The organism is Amycolatopsis coloradensis, from assembly GCF_001953865.1.
Taxonomy (GTDB): Bacteria; Actinomycetota; Actinomycetes; order Mycobacteriales; family Pseudonocardiaceae; genus Amycolatopsis; species Amycolatopsis coloradensis.
In genome coordinates, this window is the sequence record NZ_MQUQ01000005.1 from 493,701 (window position 1) to 511,766 (window position 18,066).

An 18,066-nucleotide genomic window follows, 5' to 3' on the forward strand; every position below is an offset into this window, starting at 1 on the left:
CCGAAATCGCAGCAAGGGACCTTTGCTCTCACTCTCCGGAAGAGAGCGAGAGCAAAGGTCCCTTGCTGCGATGAGATCAGGCGTTGCCGTCGAAGAGGGACGTGACCGACCCGTCCTCGAAGACCTGCTGGATCGCCTGCGCCAGCAGCGGCGCGATGGACAGCACGGTCAGGCCCGGGAACCGCTTCTCCTCCGGGATCGGCAGCGTGTTGGTGACGATCACCTCGCGCGCCTTGCAGTTCGACAGCCGCTCGGTGGCGGGGTCGGACAGGATGCCGTGGGTCGAGGCGATGACGACGTCGGCGGCGCCTTCGTCGAGCAGGGCCTCGGTCGCCTTCACGATCGTGCCGCCGGTGTCGATCATGTCGTCGATCAGCACGCAGAGCTGACCGCGGACCTTGCCGACGACGCGGTTGGCGACGGCCTGGTTCGGCTTGTCCGGGTCGCGGGTCTTGTGGATGAAGGCGATCGGCCGGTCACCCAGCTGCGCCGCCCACTTCTCGGCCAGCCGCACGCGGCCCGAGTCCGGCGAGACGACGGTGATGTTCTCGCCGTGATAGGTCTTGTTGATGTGCGCGGCCAGCACGTTCTGCGCGAGCAGGTGGTCGACGGGGCCGTCGAAGAAGCCCTGGATCTGCGCGGTGTGCAGGTCGACCGTCATGATCCGGTCGGCGCCCGCGGTCTTGAACAGGTCCGCGATCAGGCGCGCGGAGATCGGCTCGCGGCCCTTGTGCTTCTTGTCCTGACGCGCGTACGGGTAGAACGGCATGATCACGGTGATCCGTTTGGCGCTCGCCCGCTTGAGGGCGTCCACCATGATCAGCTGCTCCATCACCCACTCGTTGATGGGCGCCGGGTGGCTCTGGATCACGAACGCGTCGGTCCCGCGCACCGATTCGTTGAACCGGACGAAGATCTCCCCGTTGGCGAAGTTGTGCGCGGTCTGCGGGACGACCGTCACGTTGAGGTGCTTGGCGACCTCTTCGGCGAGCTCCGGGTGTGCGCGCCCGGAGAAGAGCATCAGGTTCTTCTTCGGTGTGCCGGACTTCGAACTCATGCTGGCGACTCCCCGTCGTTTCCCTTATTTGAATCGGACACGGCGGTGGTGTCCTGCTTCGCGGCGGAAGCTGCTTCCGCCGCGGGTGTGCCCGGCCTGCGCCGGGTCACCCAGTCTTCGATGTTGCGCTGCGGCCCGGTGGAGACGGCGAGCGCGCCCGGGGGCACGTCTTGCCTGATCACGGTGCCTGCTCCACTGTAGGCGCCATCGCCGATGGTCACCGGGGCGACGAACGTGTTGTCCGCGCCGAGCCGCACATGGGAGCCGATCGTGGTGTGGTGCTTGTTCACGCCGTCGTAATTGACGAAAACGCTGGAACAACCGATGTTGCTGTTCTCGCCGATGGTCGCGTCGCCGACGTAGGTCAGGTGCGGAACCTTCGTTCCGGCGCCGATGTCCGCCTTCTTCGTTTCGACGAACGCGCCGAGCTTGGCCTTGGTCCCCAGCTTGGTGCCGGGACGCAGGTAGGTGAACGGGCCGACCTTCACGCCGTCGCCGAGTTCCGAATCGGAACCGTGCGTCCGCACCACCGACGCGCCCGCGCCGACGGAGACGTTCTCCAGAGTGGTGTCCGGGCCGATCTGCGCGCCCTCGCCGACCGACGTCGAGCCCTTCAGCTGCACGCCGGGTTCGATGACGACGTCACGCGACAAGGTCACGCCCGCGTCGATCCAGGTGCTCGCCGGGTCGACGACGGTGACGCCAGCCCGCTGCCAGCCGCGGACGATGCGCCGGTTCAGTTCGGCGCCGAGGACGGAGAGCTGCACGCGGTCGTTGACGCCTTCGGTCACCCACGGGTCGTCGTTGACCAGCGCGCCGACACCCTTGCCGTCGCCGCGGGCGATGCCGAGGACGTCGGTGAGGTAGAGCTCGCCCTGCGCGTTGTCGGTCGAAAGCTTAGAAAGGCCGTCGACCAGCACCGAAGCGTCGAAGGCGTAGACGCCGGAGTTGATTTCGGCGATTTCGTGCTGTTCGGGGGTGGCGTCCTTCTGCTCGACGATGGAGGTGACGACACCGTTCTCGTCGCGGATGATCCGGCCGTAACCGGCCGGGTTCTCGACGACCGCGGTCAGCACGGTGACCGCGTTACCGGTCGACGTGTGCTCCGCGACCAGGGAAGCGAGTGTTTCGGTGTCGAGCAGCGGGACGTCGCCGTAACTGACGACGACGGTGCCGGTCAGCCCGCCCGGCAGGGCCGAGAGCGCGCAAGACACGGCGTGGCCGGTGCCCTTCTGCTCCTCCTGGACGGCCGTGACGACCTCGCGCCCGAGCGCTTCGCCGGCCTTCGCCAGCTGCGCGCCGACCGAGTCGCGACCATGGCCGATGACCACGACCAGGTGTTCCGGACTCAGTCCCGCCGCCGCCCGGACCGCGTGCTCGACCAGCGGACGGCCGGCGATCGGGTGCAGCACCTTCGGGGTGGACGAGCGCATGCGGGTGCCCTCACCCGCGGCGAGGATCAACGTGCTCAGCGGGCCGGTCACGGCACTCCCAACATTTCACCAACGGTGGTTGTCGGGCATTGATCCTACGGGGGCTGCCCGGCGTCCCACGCGGGGTCGGTCGGAGCATCCTCACCGGGCCATCCGGTCGCCGGATCGATGGCCATCGAGTTCACCGACGACACCTGGTTCCCGCCACCACGTTTCGCCTGGTACATGGCCGCGTCGGCACGTGCCAGGACCTGTTCGGCCCGCTCCTGCGGCCGAAGTGAAACGAGCCCGACGGAGAGGGTGACACCGTGCGAAAGGTGGTGCGGCAAAGATGCGACGGCATTCACAGAACGACCCAGCGCCTGTTTCGCCGCCGACGCCGGAGCCCCAGGTAGAAGCACGATGAACTCGTCACCGCCGTATCGGGCGACGACGTCGTCGCCGCGCAGGGCGTCGCGCAGCGTGCTCGCGATGACACGGAGCACGTTGTCGCCTTCGGCGTGCGACTGCTTGTCGTTGACGTCCTTGAAACCGTCGAGGTCGACCAGCGCGACCGCGAGCGGCTGGTCGTCCGCGGACGACGCCAGCGAACGCAGCTTTTCGTCGAGCGCGCGACGGTTCGGGAGCCCGGTGAGCGGGTCCTGGAGGGCTTGCTGGGTGATCGCGCCGTGCTCGGCGGACAGCCGTTCGTGCTCCCGCCGCGCGTTCAGCGTGGCGATCTGCGACTCCCGCAGCGACCACATCTCCGATTCGAGGATGGTCGCGTAGTCGATCAGGGACTGGCTCGCCCCCGACGCGTAGTCCGGGGTGGTGTCGAGCCTGGCCAGCTCGCGGGCGAGGTTCAGCCGCATCGACGGCAGCGAGCCGTCCTCGTTGTCCTCGCGAACCTCTTTGAGCACCTGCAGCGCGTTTTCGCGACGGCCGCCGTTGTCCAGGCAGCGGGCCAGCGCGATGGCGATGATCTCGCGTTCGTGCGGGAACACCAGTTCCGGATTCAGCAGCGCGTTCAGCCGGTCGATATGAGACGAATCGGGCGAAGCCAGCGCGGCCGCGGCGGCGAGCACGCCGACCTGGTCGATCGCGGGCACGTTGGCCTTGCGGGGGAACAGCGACTCGGTGAACGGGCCCTCGGCGGCCTGCGCCATCGACGCCGCGGTGCGGAACTTGTCCGCTCCCTCGTCGTACCGCTCGATGCGTTCGAGCCGCAGGCCCCAGCCCAGCAGCATCTTGACCCGGTTGATCAGCTGGAGCGCGATCTCGTGCGGGCTCGCGCTGTCGCGGATCGCCTGCGCGGCGCGGGCGATGGCCTCTTCGGCCGCCTCGTAGACGCCCAGCTGGTTCAGCACCAGCCAGCAGTCGACCAGGGTCGTGGACAGCATCCGGTCCCAGTTGCGCCTGCCGACCTGGCGGTCCGGGACCGCGGAGTCGTCGAGGATGGCCAGCGCCCTGGCGATCTCGGTGAGGGCGGCGTCCTCCTGCTTGGCGATCACCAGACGGCGGCCGCGCATGGCGTGCGCGTCGGCCCGCATCAGCGCGAGACCGTGCCGCCTGGTGTGCGCGAGCATCTCGTCGAGCCTGGGTTCGGCTTCGGCGGCGAGACCGCGGGTGACCAGCCTGGCCATCGCCGAGTAACGCAGCAGCTGGGCGACCAGCAGGGGTTCGCCGCGGCGCTGCGTCTCGTCGAGGAGTTCGTCGAGACTGGTGACGATGTCCAGCTGCTCGGCGTAGCTGACGCGCTGGATGGCCGCGCCGAGTTCGCGCGCGCGACCATGGAGCCAGGCGTCGGACATCTCCGCAAGCGCCGGCCGCCTGCTGCTGGTCGTCGCGTCCTCGGTCAGCCGCACACACCCCCACCGTTGAAAACGCCGCTGGTCATCTGTTCGTCTGCTCCGCCGCCAGGATTCGAACCTGAACTGTCAGAACCAAAATCTGAAGTGCTGCCGATTACACTACGGCGGATCGATCCTGGTCAGGATAGCCATGCCGGAGACCTCCCCGTGCGCCCGGGGGTTGCGTCACCGTCGCGGGCACTCCACAGGGGACGAAACCTCCTGTACCGTAACTTACGGCATCGTAGGTAAGGTCACCCTTAGGGAAACCCTCGGGGTTGCGCATAGAAAAGAAGTGACTGCATGACGGCTACCCTCGACCGTTCCCAGAAGCCCGCGAAGGGCCCCAAACCGGTCACCGACGGACAGCGGTCGAGCGCCGTGCAGCTGTCTGTCTACCTCGGGGTCATCTTCCCGCTCGCCGCGCTGCTCGCGGCCGTCCCGTTCGCCTGGGGCTGGGGACTGACCTGGGTCGACGTCGGCCTCTTCGTGGTCTTCTACGCGATCAGCGGACTCGGTATCACCGTTTCGTACCACCGGTACTTCACGCACGGCTCGTTCAAGGCCAAGCCGTGGCTGCGCGTCGCGATGGCGATCGCCGGCAGCATGGCCGTCCAGGGCCCCGTGATCACCTGGGTCGCCGACCACCGGCGCCACCACGCCTTCTCCGACCGTGACGGCGACCCGCATTCGCCGTGGCTGTTCGGGACCTCGCCGCTCGCCATCGCCAAGGGTTTCTGGCACGCCCACATGGGCTGGCTGTTCGAGCGCGACCAGAGCAACGCCGAACGGTTCGCGCCGGACCTGGTGAAGGACCCGGCCATCAAGAAGGTCGACCAACTGTTCTGGCTGTGGAGCCTCCTCACCCTGACGCTGCCCGCGCTGCTCGGCGGGCTGATCACCTGGTCGTTCTGGGGCGCGCTGACCGCGTTCTTCTGGGCCGGGCTGGTGCGCGTCTGCGTACTGCACCACGTGACCTGGTCGGTCAACTCGGTCTGTCACATGATCGGTGAGCGCCCGTTCGCCGCACGGGACAAGTCGGCCAACTTCTGGCCGCTGGCGATCTTCTCCTTCGGCGAGTCGTGGCACAACCTGCACCACGCCGACCCGACCTCGGCGCGGCACGGCGTCCAGCGCGGTCAGATCGACATCTCCGCGCGCCTGATTTGGATCTTCGAGAAGTTCGGCTGGGCCCATGACGTGCGGTGGCCGACCCCGCAGCGCCTCGCGCGCATCGCCGCCGAAAGCAAATAGCGAGGTCGCGTTAGTCTTCTGCAATGGCGGGGAGACGGCGAACCAAACGTGAAGCGGTCACCGGGGCGCGTCCTGTCGCTCCGGTGGCCCGGGTGCGGATGACGGGGACCGAGCGCAGGCAGCAACTTCTCAACGTCGCCAGAGCCCTCTTCGCGGAGAAGGGTTTCGAAGGCACTTCCGTCGAGGAGATCGCACACCGCGCGAACGTCTCCAAACCGGTGGTCTACGAGCACTTCGGCGGTAAGGAAGGTATTTACGCCGTCGTCGTCGACCGCGAAACGCAGCTACTGCTCGACAGGATGGTCTCCACCCTCCACGGTGGACATCCGAGGGTGATGCTGGAGCAGGCGGCGATCGCCTTGCTCTCCTACGTCGAGGACTCGCACGACGGTTTCCGCATCCTGGTGCGGGATTCGCCGGTCGCGAGTTCGACGGGCACGTTCTCCACGGTGCTGAACGACATCGCCAGCCAGGTCGAGCACATCCTCGCGCAGCAGTTCGCCGCGAGGGGCTACGACGAGAAGCTGGCCGCGCTGTACGCGCAGGCGCTCGTCGGGATGGTCGCGCTGACCGGGCAGTGGTGGCTCGACGCCAGGAAACCGAAGCGGGACGAGGTCGCCGCGCATCTGGTCAACCTCGCCTGGAACGGTCTGTCCAATTTGGAGCACAAACCGAAACTTCGGCTGTACTGAGACCTCGGTCGCGCGGCGGTAACGTTTCCCGGCCGGTGAGCGGTAGGTCCCCCACAGAGATCAGCAAGCTGGGGGAACATCGTGGAAAACTATCCCGCGCCCGCCGTGGAACAGCTGGTGCCGCGGAAGAAGACGTGGCTGAAGCCCGTCATCCGTCTTGGCATCCTGGGCGTCATCGTCCTGGCCGGGATTCTCGTCGCGAATCCGTTCACGGCGTCGAGTACCGAAGTCGGCTCCTGCCTCAAGGGCGACGTCGACAACGCGGACAGTGTGAAGAACGCCGAATGCGGGACGCCGGAAGCGAACTTCAAGGTCGTCGGGAAACAGGGCGGAAAGTCGGAAATCGGGCTACAACTTTCGGGCGGGTCCGAATGTGACGAGTATCCGACCGCCGATCTGTACTACTTCCAGGGTAAGAAGACGGCTATCGACGGCACCCTGCTCTGCCTGGAGAATCTCAAGAACCCGGGTGCGCGGTTGCCTGCCATCGGGGACTGCCTCCCCGGGGATGTCTTCGCGGCCAAAAAGCTCGAGAAGGTGGACTGCGCGGGAGCGCATTTCAAGGTGCTCGCCATCGAAAGGCAGTCCGCACTCGCCCTGGAGAGCTCGGCTTGCGCCTCGGTGCCGTCGACGGACATGAAGCTCACCTGGCAGTCGGGCGCGGGCGGGCTGATCCCGCGCGAACGGGTGCTGTGCCTCGATGAACTGAAGTAGCCGTCAGCGCAGGAGGCCGGTCTCCCGCAGGTGGTCGAAGATGATCTTGTCCACCGCGGAGACCCGGTCCCTGTCCGCGTAGCCGAGCCAGGCGACCTCGTCGATCTCGCTGCTGGCCGCGAGCGTTCCGGCGAATTCGGCGGTGTAGCAGGTCATCCGGACCACGGTCCCCGACGCGCGCCCGTCCGCCTGTGCCTCGAAGACCCCGGCGGGCGTGATGCTCGCCGGGGCGATCTCGACGGTCAGTTCTTCGCGGATCTCCCGGATCAGGGTCTCGGCATCGGATTCGCCCGCTTCGCGTTTGCCGCCCGGTAGGTAGAACACGGATTTGCCGCGCGAACGGGTGCTCAGGATCCGGCCGTCCCGCAAGAGGAGCCACGCGATCTTGTCGATCACGGCTCAGCCCAGCGCCGCTGCGGTCTCGGCGGTCGTCAGGACTTCGCCGAGCCTCGGGAACACCTTGGTGACCGCCGATTCGTGGGAGATCGCGGCGATCCCGGCCATCGCGTCCGAAACGGCGACGGTCTCGTAGCCGTGGTCGGCCGCGGCACGCAACGTCGATTCGACGCCGTACTCCGTGGCGATCCCGCCGAGCACCAGCGTCTTCACGCCGAACCCGCGCAGGAGTTCGTCGAGTCCGGTGCGGTAGAACGCGCCGATCGTGTACTTGGTGATCAGGTGTTCGCCGTCGCGCGGTGTCAACTCGGCGACCAGTTCACTGCCGGGTGGCTGTTCGTCGACGTCCGGCCGGTGTGCCCGCACGTGGACGATCGGAGAGCCGGCGGCGCTGAAGGCGTCTCGCAGCAGGACAGCGTTCGAGACGACTTCAGCGCCTTCGATGGGGACTGTCTCCAACGCGACGATCCGCGTCTGGAGGTCGATCAGGACGAGCGCCGTCGTCGCCGGGTCGATCTTCGTCATGCAGGGGAGCCTAGTGTGCCTATGCTGGACGTATGGGGCAGCACAGGGAAGTAGTGATCACCGGCGGCGGAACGGGAATCGGCTACGCGGTCGCGGCGGCGTTCGCCGCTCAGGGCGACCGGGTGACGATCACCGGCCGCCGCGAACAGGTTCTCACCGAGGCCGCGACGGTGCTCGGCGCGAACCCGGTCCCGTTCGACGCGGCCGACCCGGACGCGGTGGAGCGGGCGCTGGCCGACTTGCCGGAGCGGGTCGACGTCCTGGTCAACAACGCGGGCGGCAACACGGATTTCCGGAACGGCTCCGACGGCGGCCTGAAGGCGTTCGCCGCGAGCTGGCAGGCGAATCTGGACGCGAACGTGTTCAGTGCCGTCCTGGTCACCCGCGCCTTGCGGGAAAGGCTCGCCGACGGCGCGCGGATCGTCACCATCGGCTCCATCGCGGCCCACACCGGCGCCGGTTCCTACGGCGCCGCCAAGGCCGCTCTGGAGGCGTGGAACGTCGATGTGGCAAGGGAATTCGGGCCGCGCGGGATCACCGCGAACATCGTCGCGCCCGGGCTGGTCGGGGACACGGAGTTCTTCAACGGCAAGCTCAGCGACGAACGCCGGGCGTGGCTCATCGGCAACACGCTGACCAAACGCGCCGGTGAGCCCGCGGACGTCGCCGAAGTGGTGGCCTTCCTGGCGAGCCCGGCCGCGCGGCACGTCACCGGCCAGGTCGTCCACGTCAACGGCGGCGCTCACTTCGGCCGCTAAGCCCCAGGCGAGACGCGCAGCAGTTTGTCGTCCTCGCCTTCCGAGGTCGTCACATAGAGGGCGCCGTCCGGGGCGCTGCGGACGGCGCGCAGCCTGCCGAACTTGTCGTCGAACTCCGGCGGCAAGGTCACCTCGGTGACCTTGCCCGCGTCGTCGAGGCGGAACAGCAGTAGCTTCTGCCCCTTCAGCGCGGTCACGGCGAGCGAGCCTTCGAGCGCGCCCCACCGCGATCCGGTGAGGAACTCGGCGCCACAGATCGCCTCGGTGATCTCTCCTGTCGTCCACAAAGGACTGACGGCGTCCGGGAACCGTTGCTTGTCGGTCATCGGAACGTCTTCGTCGTAGCTGGTTTCGGTGCCGCCCTTGGACGGATCCCAGCCGTAGTTTCCGCCGGCGCGTTCCATGTTGACTTCGTCGTCGATGGTCGGCCCGTGCTCGGCGGTGAACACCTGCCCGGAACCCGGCCGGACCGTGACGCCCTGGACGTTGCGGTGCCCGTAGGTGAACACGCGTTGTTCGTTCGGGTTCGTCGACGTGATGAAGGGATTGTCCGGCATCGGGTTCCCGGTCTTCGCGTCGACGCGCAGCACCTTGCCGCCGAGGCTCGTGCGGTCCTGGGGGAAGGCGGGGCGCGCGGTGTCGCCGGTGCCGACGAGCAACGCGCCGTCCGCGCCGAACGCCGGACGGCAGCCCGAATGCCGTCCGCTCGGGTTCACCGGCAGTCCCGTCAGCAGGTCCTTGACCTTGGTGGCGCTCGCGCTGTCCTCGGACAGCTTCCAGGTGACCAGCCGGATGTCGACGGCGTTGTCACCTTCCTTGTGCGTCTGACAGGTGATGAACTCCCGAGACGTCGCGAAGTCCTTGCTGATCACCATCCCCATCAGGCCGCCTTCGCCGCGTACGTGGACGTCGGAGAAATCGGCGGCGACGTCGCGCTTCGCGCCGTTGTCGATCAGGGCCAGCTTCCCGGGGCGCTGGGTGACGAGGATCTTCCCGTCCGGCAGGAAGCCGACGTCCCAGCCGTGTTCGAGCCCGGCGGTCACCTGCTCGACCTTCAGTTTCGTCACGGCGGGTTTCGAGGTGACCGGCGGCGCGCTCTGCACCGTTTCGCTCGACGCCCCGGAGCAGGCCGTGACCAGTAAAGAGAGGGCGACGATCGCGACGAGGACGGTAGTGCGCATGGCATCAGCATGCCATCGTGCTCGATCGCCCGCGAGGAACGAACCGGTCATCCGGTCAGGATCTTCGCCGTTTCGGCGTCGGCCGGAAGGAATGTCTCCAGTTTCAGTTCCGACACCGTGACGTCGGCGGCCGTCGCGAACGTGGTGATGGCCGTGATCAGCCGCAGTTCGCCCGCCGAAGTGGACAACCGCATCGGGACGGCGAAGCCGAGGTGATCGGGTCCCGGCGGCTCGAGCGCCGGAACGTAACTTTCGAGTTCGGCCAGCAACGTGGTCAGTCGCTCGTCGGGGGCGTGCGCTATCTCCTGCGTCAGCCGTTCGAGGATGTGCCTGGCCCAGACCGCCAGGTTCCGGACGCGCGGCGCCATCCCTTCCGGATGCAGAGCGAGCCGCAAGGTGTTGACCGGTTCTTCCAGCAGCTCCGGCGCCACGTCCTCGAAGAGCAGGTCGAGTGCGTCGTTTCGGGCGATCAGCACGCCGTAGCGGTCGACCACGACGGCCGGGTACGGGCGGTGCCCGTCGAGCAGCCGCCGCATGCCTTCGAGGACCGGGAGGAGTCCGGGGTCGTCCAGCGACCTTTCGGGAAAACCGGGGGCGAAACCGGCTGCGAGCAGCAAACCGTTGCGTTCGCGGAGGGGGAGTTCGAGCGATTCGGCGACGCGCAGCACCAGGCCGCGGCCGGGGATCGACCGGCCGCCCTCCAGGAAACTCACGTGCCGTTGGGTGGTCCCGGCCCGAAGCGCCAGTTCCAGCTGGGACAACCGCCGCCGCTCGCGCCAGCCCTTGAGCGCGGGGCCGAATCCGGAAACCATGGTCACCATCCTGGCCGAGACGCGCTCGGCGCCGCCATTCCCTCGAAGGAATTGAGACGATTCCCCGGTGCGGAGATGCTCCGAACATGAAATTCGGTCTGGTCGTCCCCACTTATCGGTCCATCCTCGACGCCGGGCGCACCGCGCCGGAAATGGTCGCCATCGCGGTCGAAGCCGAACGCCTCGGCCTCGATTCGGTCTGGGTCGGCGACACCTTGGCGAAGGCCCCTATCGATCCGTTGACGTTACTCGGCGCGTTCGCCGCCAGAACCGAACGGGTCACCCTCGGCACCGCCGCGCTGCTTCCGGCACTGCGGGATCCGCTGCTGACCGCGAACGCGATCCTTTCCCTCGATTTGATCAGCCAGGGCCGGATCACCCTCGGCGTCGGCGCCGGGTTCGCCGGGCGCAGCGAGCCGGAGTTCGCCTTCACCCGGGTCCCGTGGGAGCGCCGCCGCGCGCGGCTCGACGACATCGTCGCGCTGTGGCGGCACGTGTGGAATGGCGAGAGCGGTCCGTTTCACGGCGAGGTCCTGCACTACGACACCCTTCCGGAGTACCCGGAGCCACCCCGGCCCGGTGGTCCGCCGGTGTGGCTGGCCGCGTTCACGCCAGGCGCGCTGGAACGCGCGGGGCGGCTTTACGACGGCTGGCTCCCGTACCCGCCCGACGTCACCGATTACGTCGATGGCCTCGCGAAGATCCGCGAAGCAGCCGTACGTCCGGTGACACCCGCGTTGTTCGCGACAGTGCTCATCGAGGACGACTCGATCCGGGCCCGCAAGCGGCTGGAGGACTACGCGTGGCGGAACTACGGCGCTCCACTGGACTTCGTCGAGAAGATCCAAGTGCAGATCGCGGGCAGTCGCGAGGAGGTCGCCGAGAGGCTTCGCGAATACGTGAAAGCGGGTGCCGAACACGTGCTGATCCGCATCGCCACGCAGGAACCGGCCGAGTTCGACGAACAGCTCCCGAAGGTGGTCGAGGCCCTGCCCAGGTAATCGCGCGGCGAACTGTCGGTGCCCCCACGTAGGCTAGGACGGTGACAAACGCTCCATTGTCCGGACTCCTTCATTCCATCCTTCCCGATCCGGCCCTTCGCGGGGTCGTCGAGCGGGCCGGCGCCCCGCTGCTCGAGCTGCAGGGCGCGATCGCCACCCGCCAGCTGGTCGCCGGGGCCCTCGCCGCGGACGAGGGCGCGGGCCGCCCCGTGCTCGCGGTGACCGCCACCGGCCGCGAGGCCGACGAACTGACCGCTTCGCTGAAGTCGTTCCTCGGCGAAGGCGCCGTCGCCGACTTCCCGTCCTGGGAGACGCTGCCGCACGAGCGGCTGTCCCCGCGCGCGGACACCGTCGGACGGCGACTGGAGGTGCTGCACCGGCTCAAGACGGGTGCCGACGACCTGCGTGTCGTCGTCGCGACCGTCCGCAGCCTCATCCAGCCGATGGCGCCCGGGCTCGGTTCGCTCGCGCCGATCGACCTGGTCGTCGGCGAGGAGCAGAGCTTCGAAGGGCTGCTCGACCAACTGGTCGAGCTGGCCTACACGCGGGTGGACATGGTCGAGAAGCGCGGCGAGTTCGCCGTGCGAGGCGGCATCCTCGACCTGTTCGGGCCGACGGCGCAGCATCCGGTGCGCGTCGAGTTCTGGGGCGACGAGGTCAGCGAGATCCGCGCGTTCGCGGTATCCGACCAGCGGTCGCTGCCAGGGGAGATCCAGCACGTCAGCGCGCCGCCGTGCCGTGAGTTGCTGCTCACCGAGCCGGTGCGCGCGAAGGCCGCCGAGCTGGCGACGACCTACGAGGCGGACGCCCAGCTCACCGAGATGCTCACCAAGCTGTCCGGCGGGATCCCCGTCGAGGGTATGGAGGCGCTCATCCCGGTGCTGTGCGAGGACGAGCTGGAGCTGCTCACCGACGCGATGCCCGAGGGCACGCACGTGCTGGTGGCCGATCCGGAGAAGATCCGTGCCCGCGCGGCCGACCTGGTCCGCACCGGGCAGGAGTTCCTCGAAGCGTCGTGGACCACGGCCGCCGCGGGCGGTCAGGCGCCGATCGACCTCGGCGCGTCCGCGTACCGAGACCTCGCGGAGATCGCGAAGCACGCTCAGGAGACGAAGCGCCCTTGGTGGACGCTGACGCAGCTGGCCAGTGACGATCCCGACGTCTACCGCGTCGCGATCGAGGCCGCGCCGAACTACCGGGGCGAGGTGGAGCGCGCGACGACCGACCTGCGCGCGCACACGGCCGCCGGCGGGACGGCCGTGCTCGTCGTCGCTGGGCACGGCACCGCGGCCCGCGCGGTCGAGCAGCTGTCGGCGGGCGACGTGCCCGCGTCGCTGGCGGAAGGTCTCACCGGTCCGCTGACGGCCGGCGTCGTGACGGTGACGTGCGGCGGTCTCTCGGACGGCTTCGTCTCGCCGGAGCGCGCTCTCGTGGTGCTGTCCGAGTCGGACCTGACCGGCAGGGGCTCCGGTGCCGGAACGTCCACAAAGGACTTCAATGTCAAGATGCCGTCGCGGCGGCGCAACGCCGTCGACCCGCTCGCCCTCAAGACCGGCGACTACGTCGTGCACGACCAGCACGGCATCGGGCGGTTCGTCGAGATGGTGCAGCGCACCGTCGCGGGCGCGACGCGCGAGTACCTGCTGCTGGAGTACGCCTCCTCCAAGCGCGGACACCCGGGTGACCGGCTGTTCGTCCCGACCGACCAGCTCGACGAGGTCTCCCGTTACGTCGGTGGCGAGCTGCCGACGCTGAACAGGCTGGGCGGGTCCGACTGGAAGAACACCAAGGCCAAGGCGAAGAAGGCGGTCAAGGAGATCGCCGCCGAGCTGGTGCAGCTCTACGCCGCGCGGCAGGCCGCGCCAGGGCACGCGTTCGGGCAGGACACCCCGTGGCAGGGCGAACTCGAAGACGCCTTCCCGTTCACCGAGACCAACGACCAGCTCGCCGCGATCGACGAGGTCAAGTCGGATATGGAACGCGGTGTCCCGATGGACCGCGTCATCTGCGGCGACGTCGGCTACGGCAAGACCGAGATCGCGGTCCGCGCGGCGTTCAAGGCGGTGCAGGACGGCAAGCAGGTCGCCGTGCTGGTGCCGACGACGCTGCTCGCGCAGCAGCACCTCAACACCTTCACCGAACGGATGAGTTCGTTCCCGGTGAAGATCAGGGGACTCTCACGGTTCACGAACAAGGTCGAGTCCGACGCGATCCTCGAACAGCTGTCCTCGGGTGACGTCGACATCGTGATCGGCACGCACCGCCTGTTGCAGACCGGGATCCGGTACAAGGATCTCGGACTGGTGATCGTCGACGAGGAGCAGCGGTTCGGCGTCGAGCACAAGGAACACATCAAGGCGCTGCGCACGCACGTCGACGTGCTGACGATGTCGGCGACCCCGATCCCGCGGACGCTGGAGATGTCGCTCGCCGGGATCCGTGAGATGTCCACGATCCTGACCCCGCCCGAGGACAGGCACCCGATCCTGACCTACGTCGGCACGTACGACGACAAACAGGTCGGCGCGGCGATCCGGCGCGAGCTGCTGCGCGACGGCCAGGTTTTCTACGTGCACAACAGGGTTTCCTCGATCGAGAAGGCCGCGAAGCGTATTCGCGAGCTGGTGCCGGAGGCGCGCGTCGTCACCGCGCACGGGCAGATGAACGAGGACAAACTCGAGAAGATCATCCAAGGTTTCTGGGAGAACGAGTACGACGTGCTCGTCTGCACCACGATCGTCGAGACCGGGCTGGACATCTCGAACGCGAACACACTGCTGGTGGAACGCGGTGACCTGCTGGGGCTCGCGCAGCTGCACCAGTTGCGCGGCCGGGTCGGGCGTGGACGCGAGCGCGGGTACGCGTACTTCCTGTACCCGCCGGAGGCGCCGCTCACCGAAACGGCGCACGACCGGCTGGCGACCATCGCGCAGAACACCGAACTGGGCGCCGGCATGGCCGTCGCGATGAAGGACCTGGAGATCCGCGGCGCGGGCAACATCCTCGGCGCGGAGCAGTCCGGGCATATCGCGGGCGTCGGTTTCGATCTGTACGTGCGGCTCGTCGGCGAAGCGGTCGACGCGTTCCGGCGGCACGCGGGCGCGGACACGGCGGAGGAGGAAGAACTCGCCGACGTCCGGGTCGATCTCCCGGTGGACGCGCACATCCCGCACGACTACGTCCCCGGCGAGCGGCTGCGGCTGGAGGCGTACCGCAAGATCGCGGCCGCGCCCGACCAGGCGGGGCTCGACGCGGTGCGCGAAGAACTCGTCGACCGTTATGGCCAGCCGCCCGCGGCGGTGCGACGGCTGCTCGCGGTCGCCGCGTTCCGGCACACCTGCCGCGCGGCGGGTGTCACCGAGGTCGCCGTCCAGGGCTCGTCGATCCGGTTCGCGCCGTTGCCGCTGGCGGATTCGCAGCTGGTGCGGCTGAAGCGCCTGCATCCCAAGGCTCTCTTCAAGGCCGTGACGAACACGGTTTCCGTGCCGAAGCCGACCGAGGGGGCGGCGGGCGGCCGCATCGGCGCTCCGGCGTTGCGGGACGAGGAATTGCTGGACTGGTGCGCGAAGCTGCTGACGAATCTGATGAAGTCGCCGGCGCCCGTCGCGTGAGCGAACCCGAATCGCGACTTACGACCCGGTTCTCTCGCCGGGGCCGGTATGAGAGGGTAGGCCCTGTGATGCGGATCATGGGGCGCCGTCGCGCGCTGGTCGGGGTTCTTGCCGGGTCTCTCCTCCTCGCCGGGTGCAACGCCGGACCAGGTCAGGTCGGTGCGGCGGTGATCGTCGACGGCGAGTCCGTTTCGGTGGATCGCGTGCAGCAGCTGATCGACAAGGCCGTCCGTGAACATCCGTACGGGCAGCAGCTCGCCAAGGAGCACAAGCTCGACCTCGTCGGCCGCGAGATCGTGCGGCAGGAGATCCTCCACGACCTCACCGAGCGAGCCGCCCAGCGCGAAGGCGTCCAGGTCGACGAGTCCCTCGTCGTGGCCGCGTTGCAGAACGATCCGCTGGCGAAGCCGATGGAGGCCAAACAGCAGAACGATCCCGCGCTCAGCGTCCAGCAGCTCGTCGCGCGGGTGCGGGACCACCGCGAAGCCCTGGTCGACGCGGCACTGCAAACGCAGCTCGCGCTGAAGTACCTGGACAAGCTCACCGTCACGTTCGATTTCAGCTCGGTCTCCTCGACCGACGCCACCGGATCCGACGCGGACAAGCTGCGCGAGCAGGCGATCGAGAAGGCCCGGCGGTTCGCCGCCTCGCCGAACGCGGCCGCCGAAGTGATCCAGCAGGACCAGAAGACGTCCGACACGCAGGCGGGCACCGGGCAGAAGCTGCCGGCGATGCAGTCGCCCGCGACCGCGGCCACCGTCCTGTTCGGTCTAGAACCCAACACCGTCGCCGCGTTCCAGCCGACACCGCAGCAGCCGCTGTGGGTCGTCGTCGTGGTGCGTGAGCGGGCCGCGGACAAGCCCGTCGCGTCGGATCAGCCCGCCCAGCCCACCGCTCAGCAGTTGGCAGGAGTCGGTATCCGCCTCCTCCAGCCGTACCTTGACCAGGTCGACCTCAAGGTGAACCCCCGCTACGGCGTGTGGGATGTTGTCGGCATGGACCTCGCGCCCAACGAAGCTTCGAAGAAGGGCATCGTGCTGCCTGTGCACGGTGCCACCCCGCAAAACCCGTGACCGCTGCCGTCGTCGTGATCGCCCGCGGGGCGACACTGCCCGCCGAGGCACTTCCGATTTTGCGGACCAGCGAAGCCGTGTACGCGGCTTCGGATGTCGATGCCGCCGTTTTCGGGGTCCCCGCGCTCGGTGACGCACAGGTGCGCGACCTCGTGCTCGTCGCCGGTTCGCGAACGGAACCGACGGCCGCGGCGTCGATCAGGGCGGGCGCGCGGGTGGTCGAAACGCCCGTTCCGCCGCTGGTCGAGGCGGCCGAGGTGATGGACCGACTCCGCTCGCCGGGCGGGTGCCCGTGGGACGCCGCCCAGACGCACGAGTCGCTGCGCCAGTACCTGGTCGAGGAGACCTACGAGCTGCTCGACGCGATCGAGGAGGGTGACAGGGCGGCGCTGCGCGAGGAACTCGGCGACGTCCTGCTCCAGGTGCTGTTCCACGCACGCGTCGCCATCGAGGACACGGACGATCCGTTCGGGATCGACGAGGTCGCGTCCGATCTGGTCACGAAGCTCGTCGGACGTCATCCCCACGTCTTCGCCGACGCCCCGCGGGTCGTGAGCGTCGATCAGCAGAACCTCAAATGGGAGGAACTGAAACAGGCCGAAAAGAGCCGCGAATCCCTTGTGGACGGCGTCGCGCTCGGTCAGCCCGCCGTCGCGCTGGCCGGGAAGCTCGGGCAGCGCAGCGGCCGGGCCGGGATTCCGCTGGACTTGTTCCCCGAAGGTTCCGAAGCGGCGGCCCAGTTGTTCCGGGTGGCCGCGACCGCTCGGCGGGCCGGTATCGATCCCGAAGGCGAACTGCGTGCGGTCGCGAAGCGGTTCGCGCGCGATATCCGCGACGCCGAACAGGCCGCCCGCGACGCCGGTCTCGAACCGACGACACTCGAGGCCGACGGCTGGCGCAAGTTCTGGCCCAGCTAGATCGTCAGCACGAGCTTGCCCTGGACACGTCCGGATTCGCTCAGATCGTGTGCCTTCGCCGCCTGTTCGAGCGGGAGGACGTCGGCGATCGAGGCCCGCAGTGAACCGGCGTCCGCCAAATCGGCGATTTCAACCAGGTCCGGTCCGGACCGTGCCCGACGATGTCGATCAGCGAACCGCCCGGTTCGAGCGTGTCCGGAGAACGAGGACCGTAGTCGCCGGAGATCGTGTCCAGCATGACGTCGACGACCAGCGATTTCGCGAAATCGCTGGTCGTGTAGTCGATCAGCTCGTCCGCGCCGAGACTCCGGAGGAAGTCGTGCTTGGCCTCGCGCGCCGTGCCGATGACGTACGCGCCCCGGGCCTTCGCGATCTGGACGGCGAGATGACCGACCCCGCCCGCCGCGGCGTGGGCGAGTACTCGGTGTCGCGGCCCGACCGGAAGAGCCGGGTGAGCGACTGCCACGCGGTCAGTGCCGCGATCGGGAGCGCGGCCGCTTCGACGTGATCGAGCCTTTTCGGTTTCGGCGCGAGAGCGTCCTCGCTGACCGCGACGTACTCGGCGTACGAGCGAATGCTGACTCAGACACTCCGCTCCCTGGAACGGGACGGGCTGATCCGGCGAGACGTCTATCCCACCGTCCCGCCGCGGGTCGAGTACGGGCTCACCCCGCTCGGTGTCGACGTCGGCAGGCTGACGAACACCGTCGCCGAATGGGCCGTCGAGAACGTCGACCAGATCTTCGCCGCCCGCTCCGCTTTCGACGAGAAAGCGGCCGAAGCCGTACAGCTGCTGTGACGCGGAACACGGCT

16 protein-coding genes, 1 tRNA gene and 1 pseudogene are annotated in these 18,066 nt (G+C 68.3%); 9 read left to right on the forward strand and 9 right to left on the reverse strand.

The window, feature by feature from the left end; all coding sequences use genetic code 11:
- Positions 1–76: 76 nt before the first annotated feature.
- From BS329_RS11885 to BS329_RS11900, 4 genes are all read right to left on the reverse strand, one after another.
- On the reverse strand, positions 77–1,057 hold the full coding sequence (locus BS329_RS11885) for a ribose-phosphate diphosphokinase (RefSeq protein WP_076159325.1): 981 nt from the start codon (positions 1,055–1,057) through the stop codon (positions 77–79).
- Complete coding sequence (gene glmU, locus BS329_RS11890; protein WP_076159327.1) at positions 1,054–2,541, reverse strand: bifunctional UDP-N-acetylglucosamine diphosphorylase/glucosamine-1-phosphate N-acetyltransferase GlmU; 1,488 nt, start codon at positions 2,539–2,541, stop codon at positions 1,054–1,056. The genes BS329_RS11885 and glmU overlap by 4 nt, the downstream gene beginning before the upstream one ends.
- A gap of 44 nt (positions 2,542–2,585) precedes the next feature.
- On the reverse strand, positions 2,586–4,334 hold the full coding sequence (locus BS329_RS11895; RefSeq protein WP_076159329.1) for a GGDEF domain-containing protein: 1,749 nt from the start codon (positions 4,332–4,334) through the stop codon (positions 2,586–2,588).
- Between the two features lie 43 nt (positions 4,335–4,377).
- A tRNA-Gln gene (locus BS329_RS11900) sits at positions 4,378–4,449 on the reverse strand.
- 173 nt (positions 4,450–4,622) lie between these two features.
- Here BS329_RS11900 and BS329_RS11905 point away from each other — a divergent pair.
- The 3 genes from BS329_RS11905 (at position 4,623) to BS329_RS11915 (ending at position 6,979) form a co-directional block, all read left to right on the forward strand.
- The gene (locus BS329_RS11905) at positions 4,623–5,573 is read left to right on the forward strand and encodes an acyl-CoA desaturase (RefSeq protein WP_076159331.1); all 951 of its coding nucleotides are present in this window, start codon (positions 4,623–4,625) and stop codon (positions 5,571–5,573) included.
- Positions 5,574–5,671: 98 nt separating this feature from the next.
- Entirely contained in the window at positions 5,672–6,265 is a 594-nt protein-coding gene (locus BS329_RS11910; protein WP_076160226.1) for a TetR/AcrR family transcriptional regulator, read from the forward strand.
- Between the two features lie 81 nt (positions 6,266–6,346).
- Entirely contained in the window at positions 6,347–6,979 is a 633-nt protein-coding gene (locus BS329_RS11915; RefSeq protein ID WP_076159334.1) for an LppU/SCO3897 family protein, read from the forward strand.
- Positions 6,980–6,982: 3 nt separating this feature from the next.
- Here BS329_RS11915 and BS329_RS11920 read toward each other — a convergent pair whose 3' ends face one another.
- On the reverse strand, positions 6,983–7,375 hold the full coding sequence (locus tag BS329_RS11920) for an NUDIX hydrolase (protein WP_076159336.1): 393 nt from the start codon (positions 7,373–7,375) through the stop codon (positions 6,983–6,985).
- Between the two features lie 3 nt (positions 7,376–7,378).
- Positions 7,379–7,900, reverse strand: a complete 522-nt coding sequence (locus BS329_RS11925) for an isochorismatase family protein (protein ID WP_076159339.1) — start codon at positions 7,898–7,900, stop codon at positions 7,379–7,381.
- A 32-nt stretch (positions 7,901–7,932) separates the two neighbouring features.
- Between BS329_RS11925 and BS329_RS11930 the strand changes: the two genes are divergently transcribed.
- Positions 7,933–8,658, forward strand: a complete 726-nt coding sequence (locus BS329_RS11930) for an SDR family NAD(P)-dependent oxidoreductase (protein ID WP_076159341.1) — start codon at positions 7,933–7,935, stop codon at positions 8,656–8,658.
- On the opposite strand, the gene BS329_RS11935 is transcribed toward BS329_RS11930, so the two are convergent.
- Complete coding sequence (locus BS329_RS11935) at positions 8,655–9,839, reverse strand: PQQ-dependent sugar dehydrogenase (protein ID WP_076159344.1); 1,185 nt, start codon at positions 9,837–9,839, stop codon at positions 8,655–8,657. The two genes, BS329_RS11930 and BS329_RS11935, sit on opposite strands and share 4 nt — an antisense overlap.
- A gap of 47 nt (positions 9,840–9,886) precedes the next feature.
- On the reverse strand, positions 9,887–10,651 hold the full coding sequence (locus tag BS329_RS11940; RefSeq protein ID WP_076160228.1) for a helix-turn-helix transcriptional regulator: 765 nt from the start codon (positions 10,649–10,651) through the stop codon (positions 9,887–9,889).
- Between the two features lie 86 nt (positions 10,652–10,737).
- On the opposite strand from BS329_RS11940, the gene BS329_RS11945 reads away from it, so the two are divergent.
- From BS329_RS11945 to BS329_RS11960, 4 genes are all read left to right on the forward strand, one after another.
- Positions 10,738–11,652, forward strand: coding sequence for an LLM class flavin-dependent oxidoreductase (locus BS329_RS11945; RefSeq protein WP_076159347.1), 915 nt, complete (start codon positions 10,738–10,740; stop codon positions 11,650–11,652).
- Between the two features lie 56 nt (positions 11,653–11,708).
- On the forward strand, positions 11,709–15,263 hold the full coding sequence (mfd, locus tag BS329_RS11950) for a transcription-repair coupling factor (protein WP_076159349.1): 3,555 nt from the start codon (positions 11,709–11,711) through the stop codon (positions 15,261–15,263).
- A 68-nt stretch (positions 15,264–15,331) separates the two neighbouring features.
- Complete coding sequence (locus BS329_RS11955) at positions 15,332–16,336, forward strand: hypothetical protein (RefSeq protein ID WP_076159352.1); 1,005 nt, start codon at positions 15,332–15,334, stop codon at positions 16,334–16,336.
- Positions 16,333–17,253, forward strand: a complete 921-nt coding sequence (locus BS329_RS11960) for a nucleoside triphosphate pyrophosphohydrolase (RefSeq protein ID WP_076159355.1) — start codon at positions 16,333–16,335, stop codon at positions 17,251–17,253. The genes BS329_RS11955 and BS329_RS11960 overlap by 4 nt, the downstream gene beginning before the upstream one ends.
- On the opposite strand, the pseudogene BS329_RS11965 reads toward BS329_RS11960, so the two are convergent.
- Positions 17,250–17,719 (reverse strand): annotated as a pseudogene (locus BS329_RS11965) (zinc-binding dehydrogenase). The gene BS329_RS11960 and the pseudogene BS329_RS11965 overlap by 4 nt on opposite strands.
- A 108-nt stretch (positions 17,720–17,827) precedes the next feature.
- On the opposite strand from BS329_RS11965, the gene BS329_RS11970 reads away from it, so the two are divergent.
- Positions 17,828–18,052, forward strand: a complete 225-nt coding sequence (locus tag BS329_RS11970) for a winged helix-turn-helix transcriptional regulator (RefSeq protein WP_076159358.1) — start codon at positions 17,828–17,830, stop codon at positions 18,050–18,052.
- Positions 18,053–18,066 lie beyond the last annotated feature (14 nt).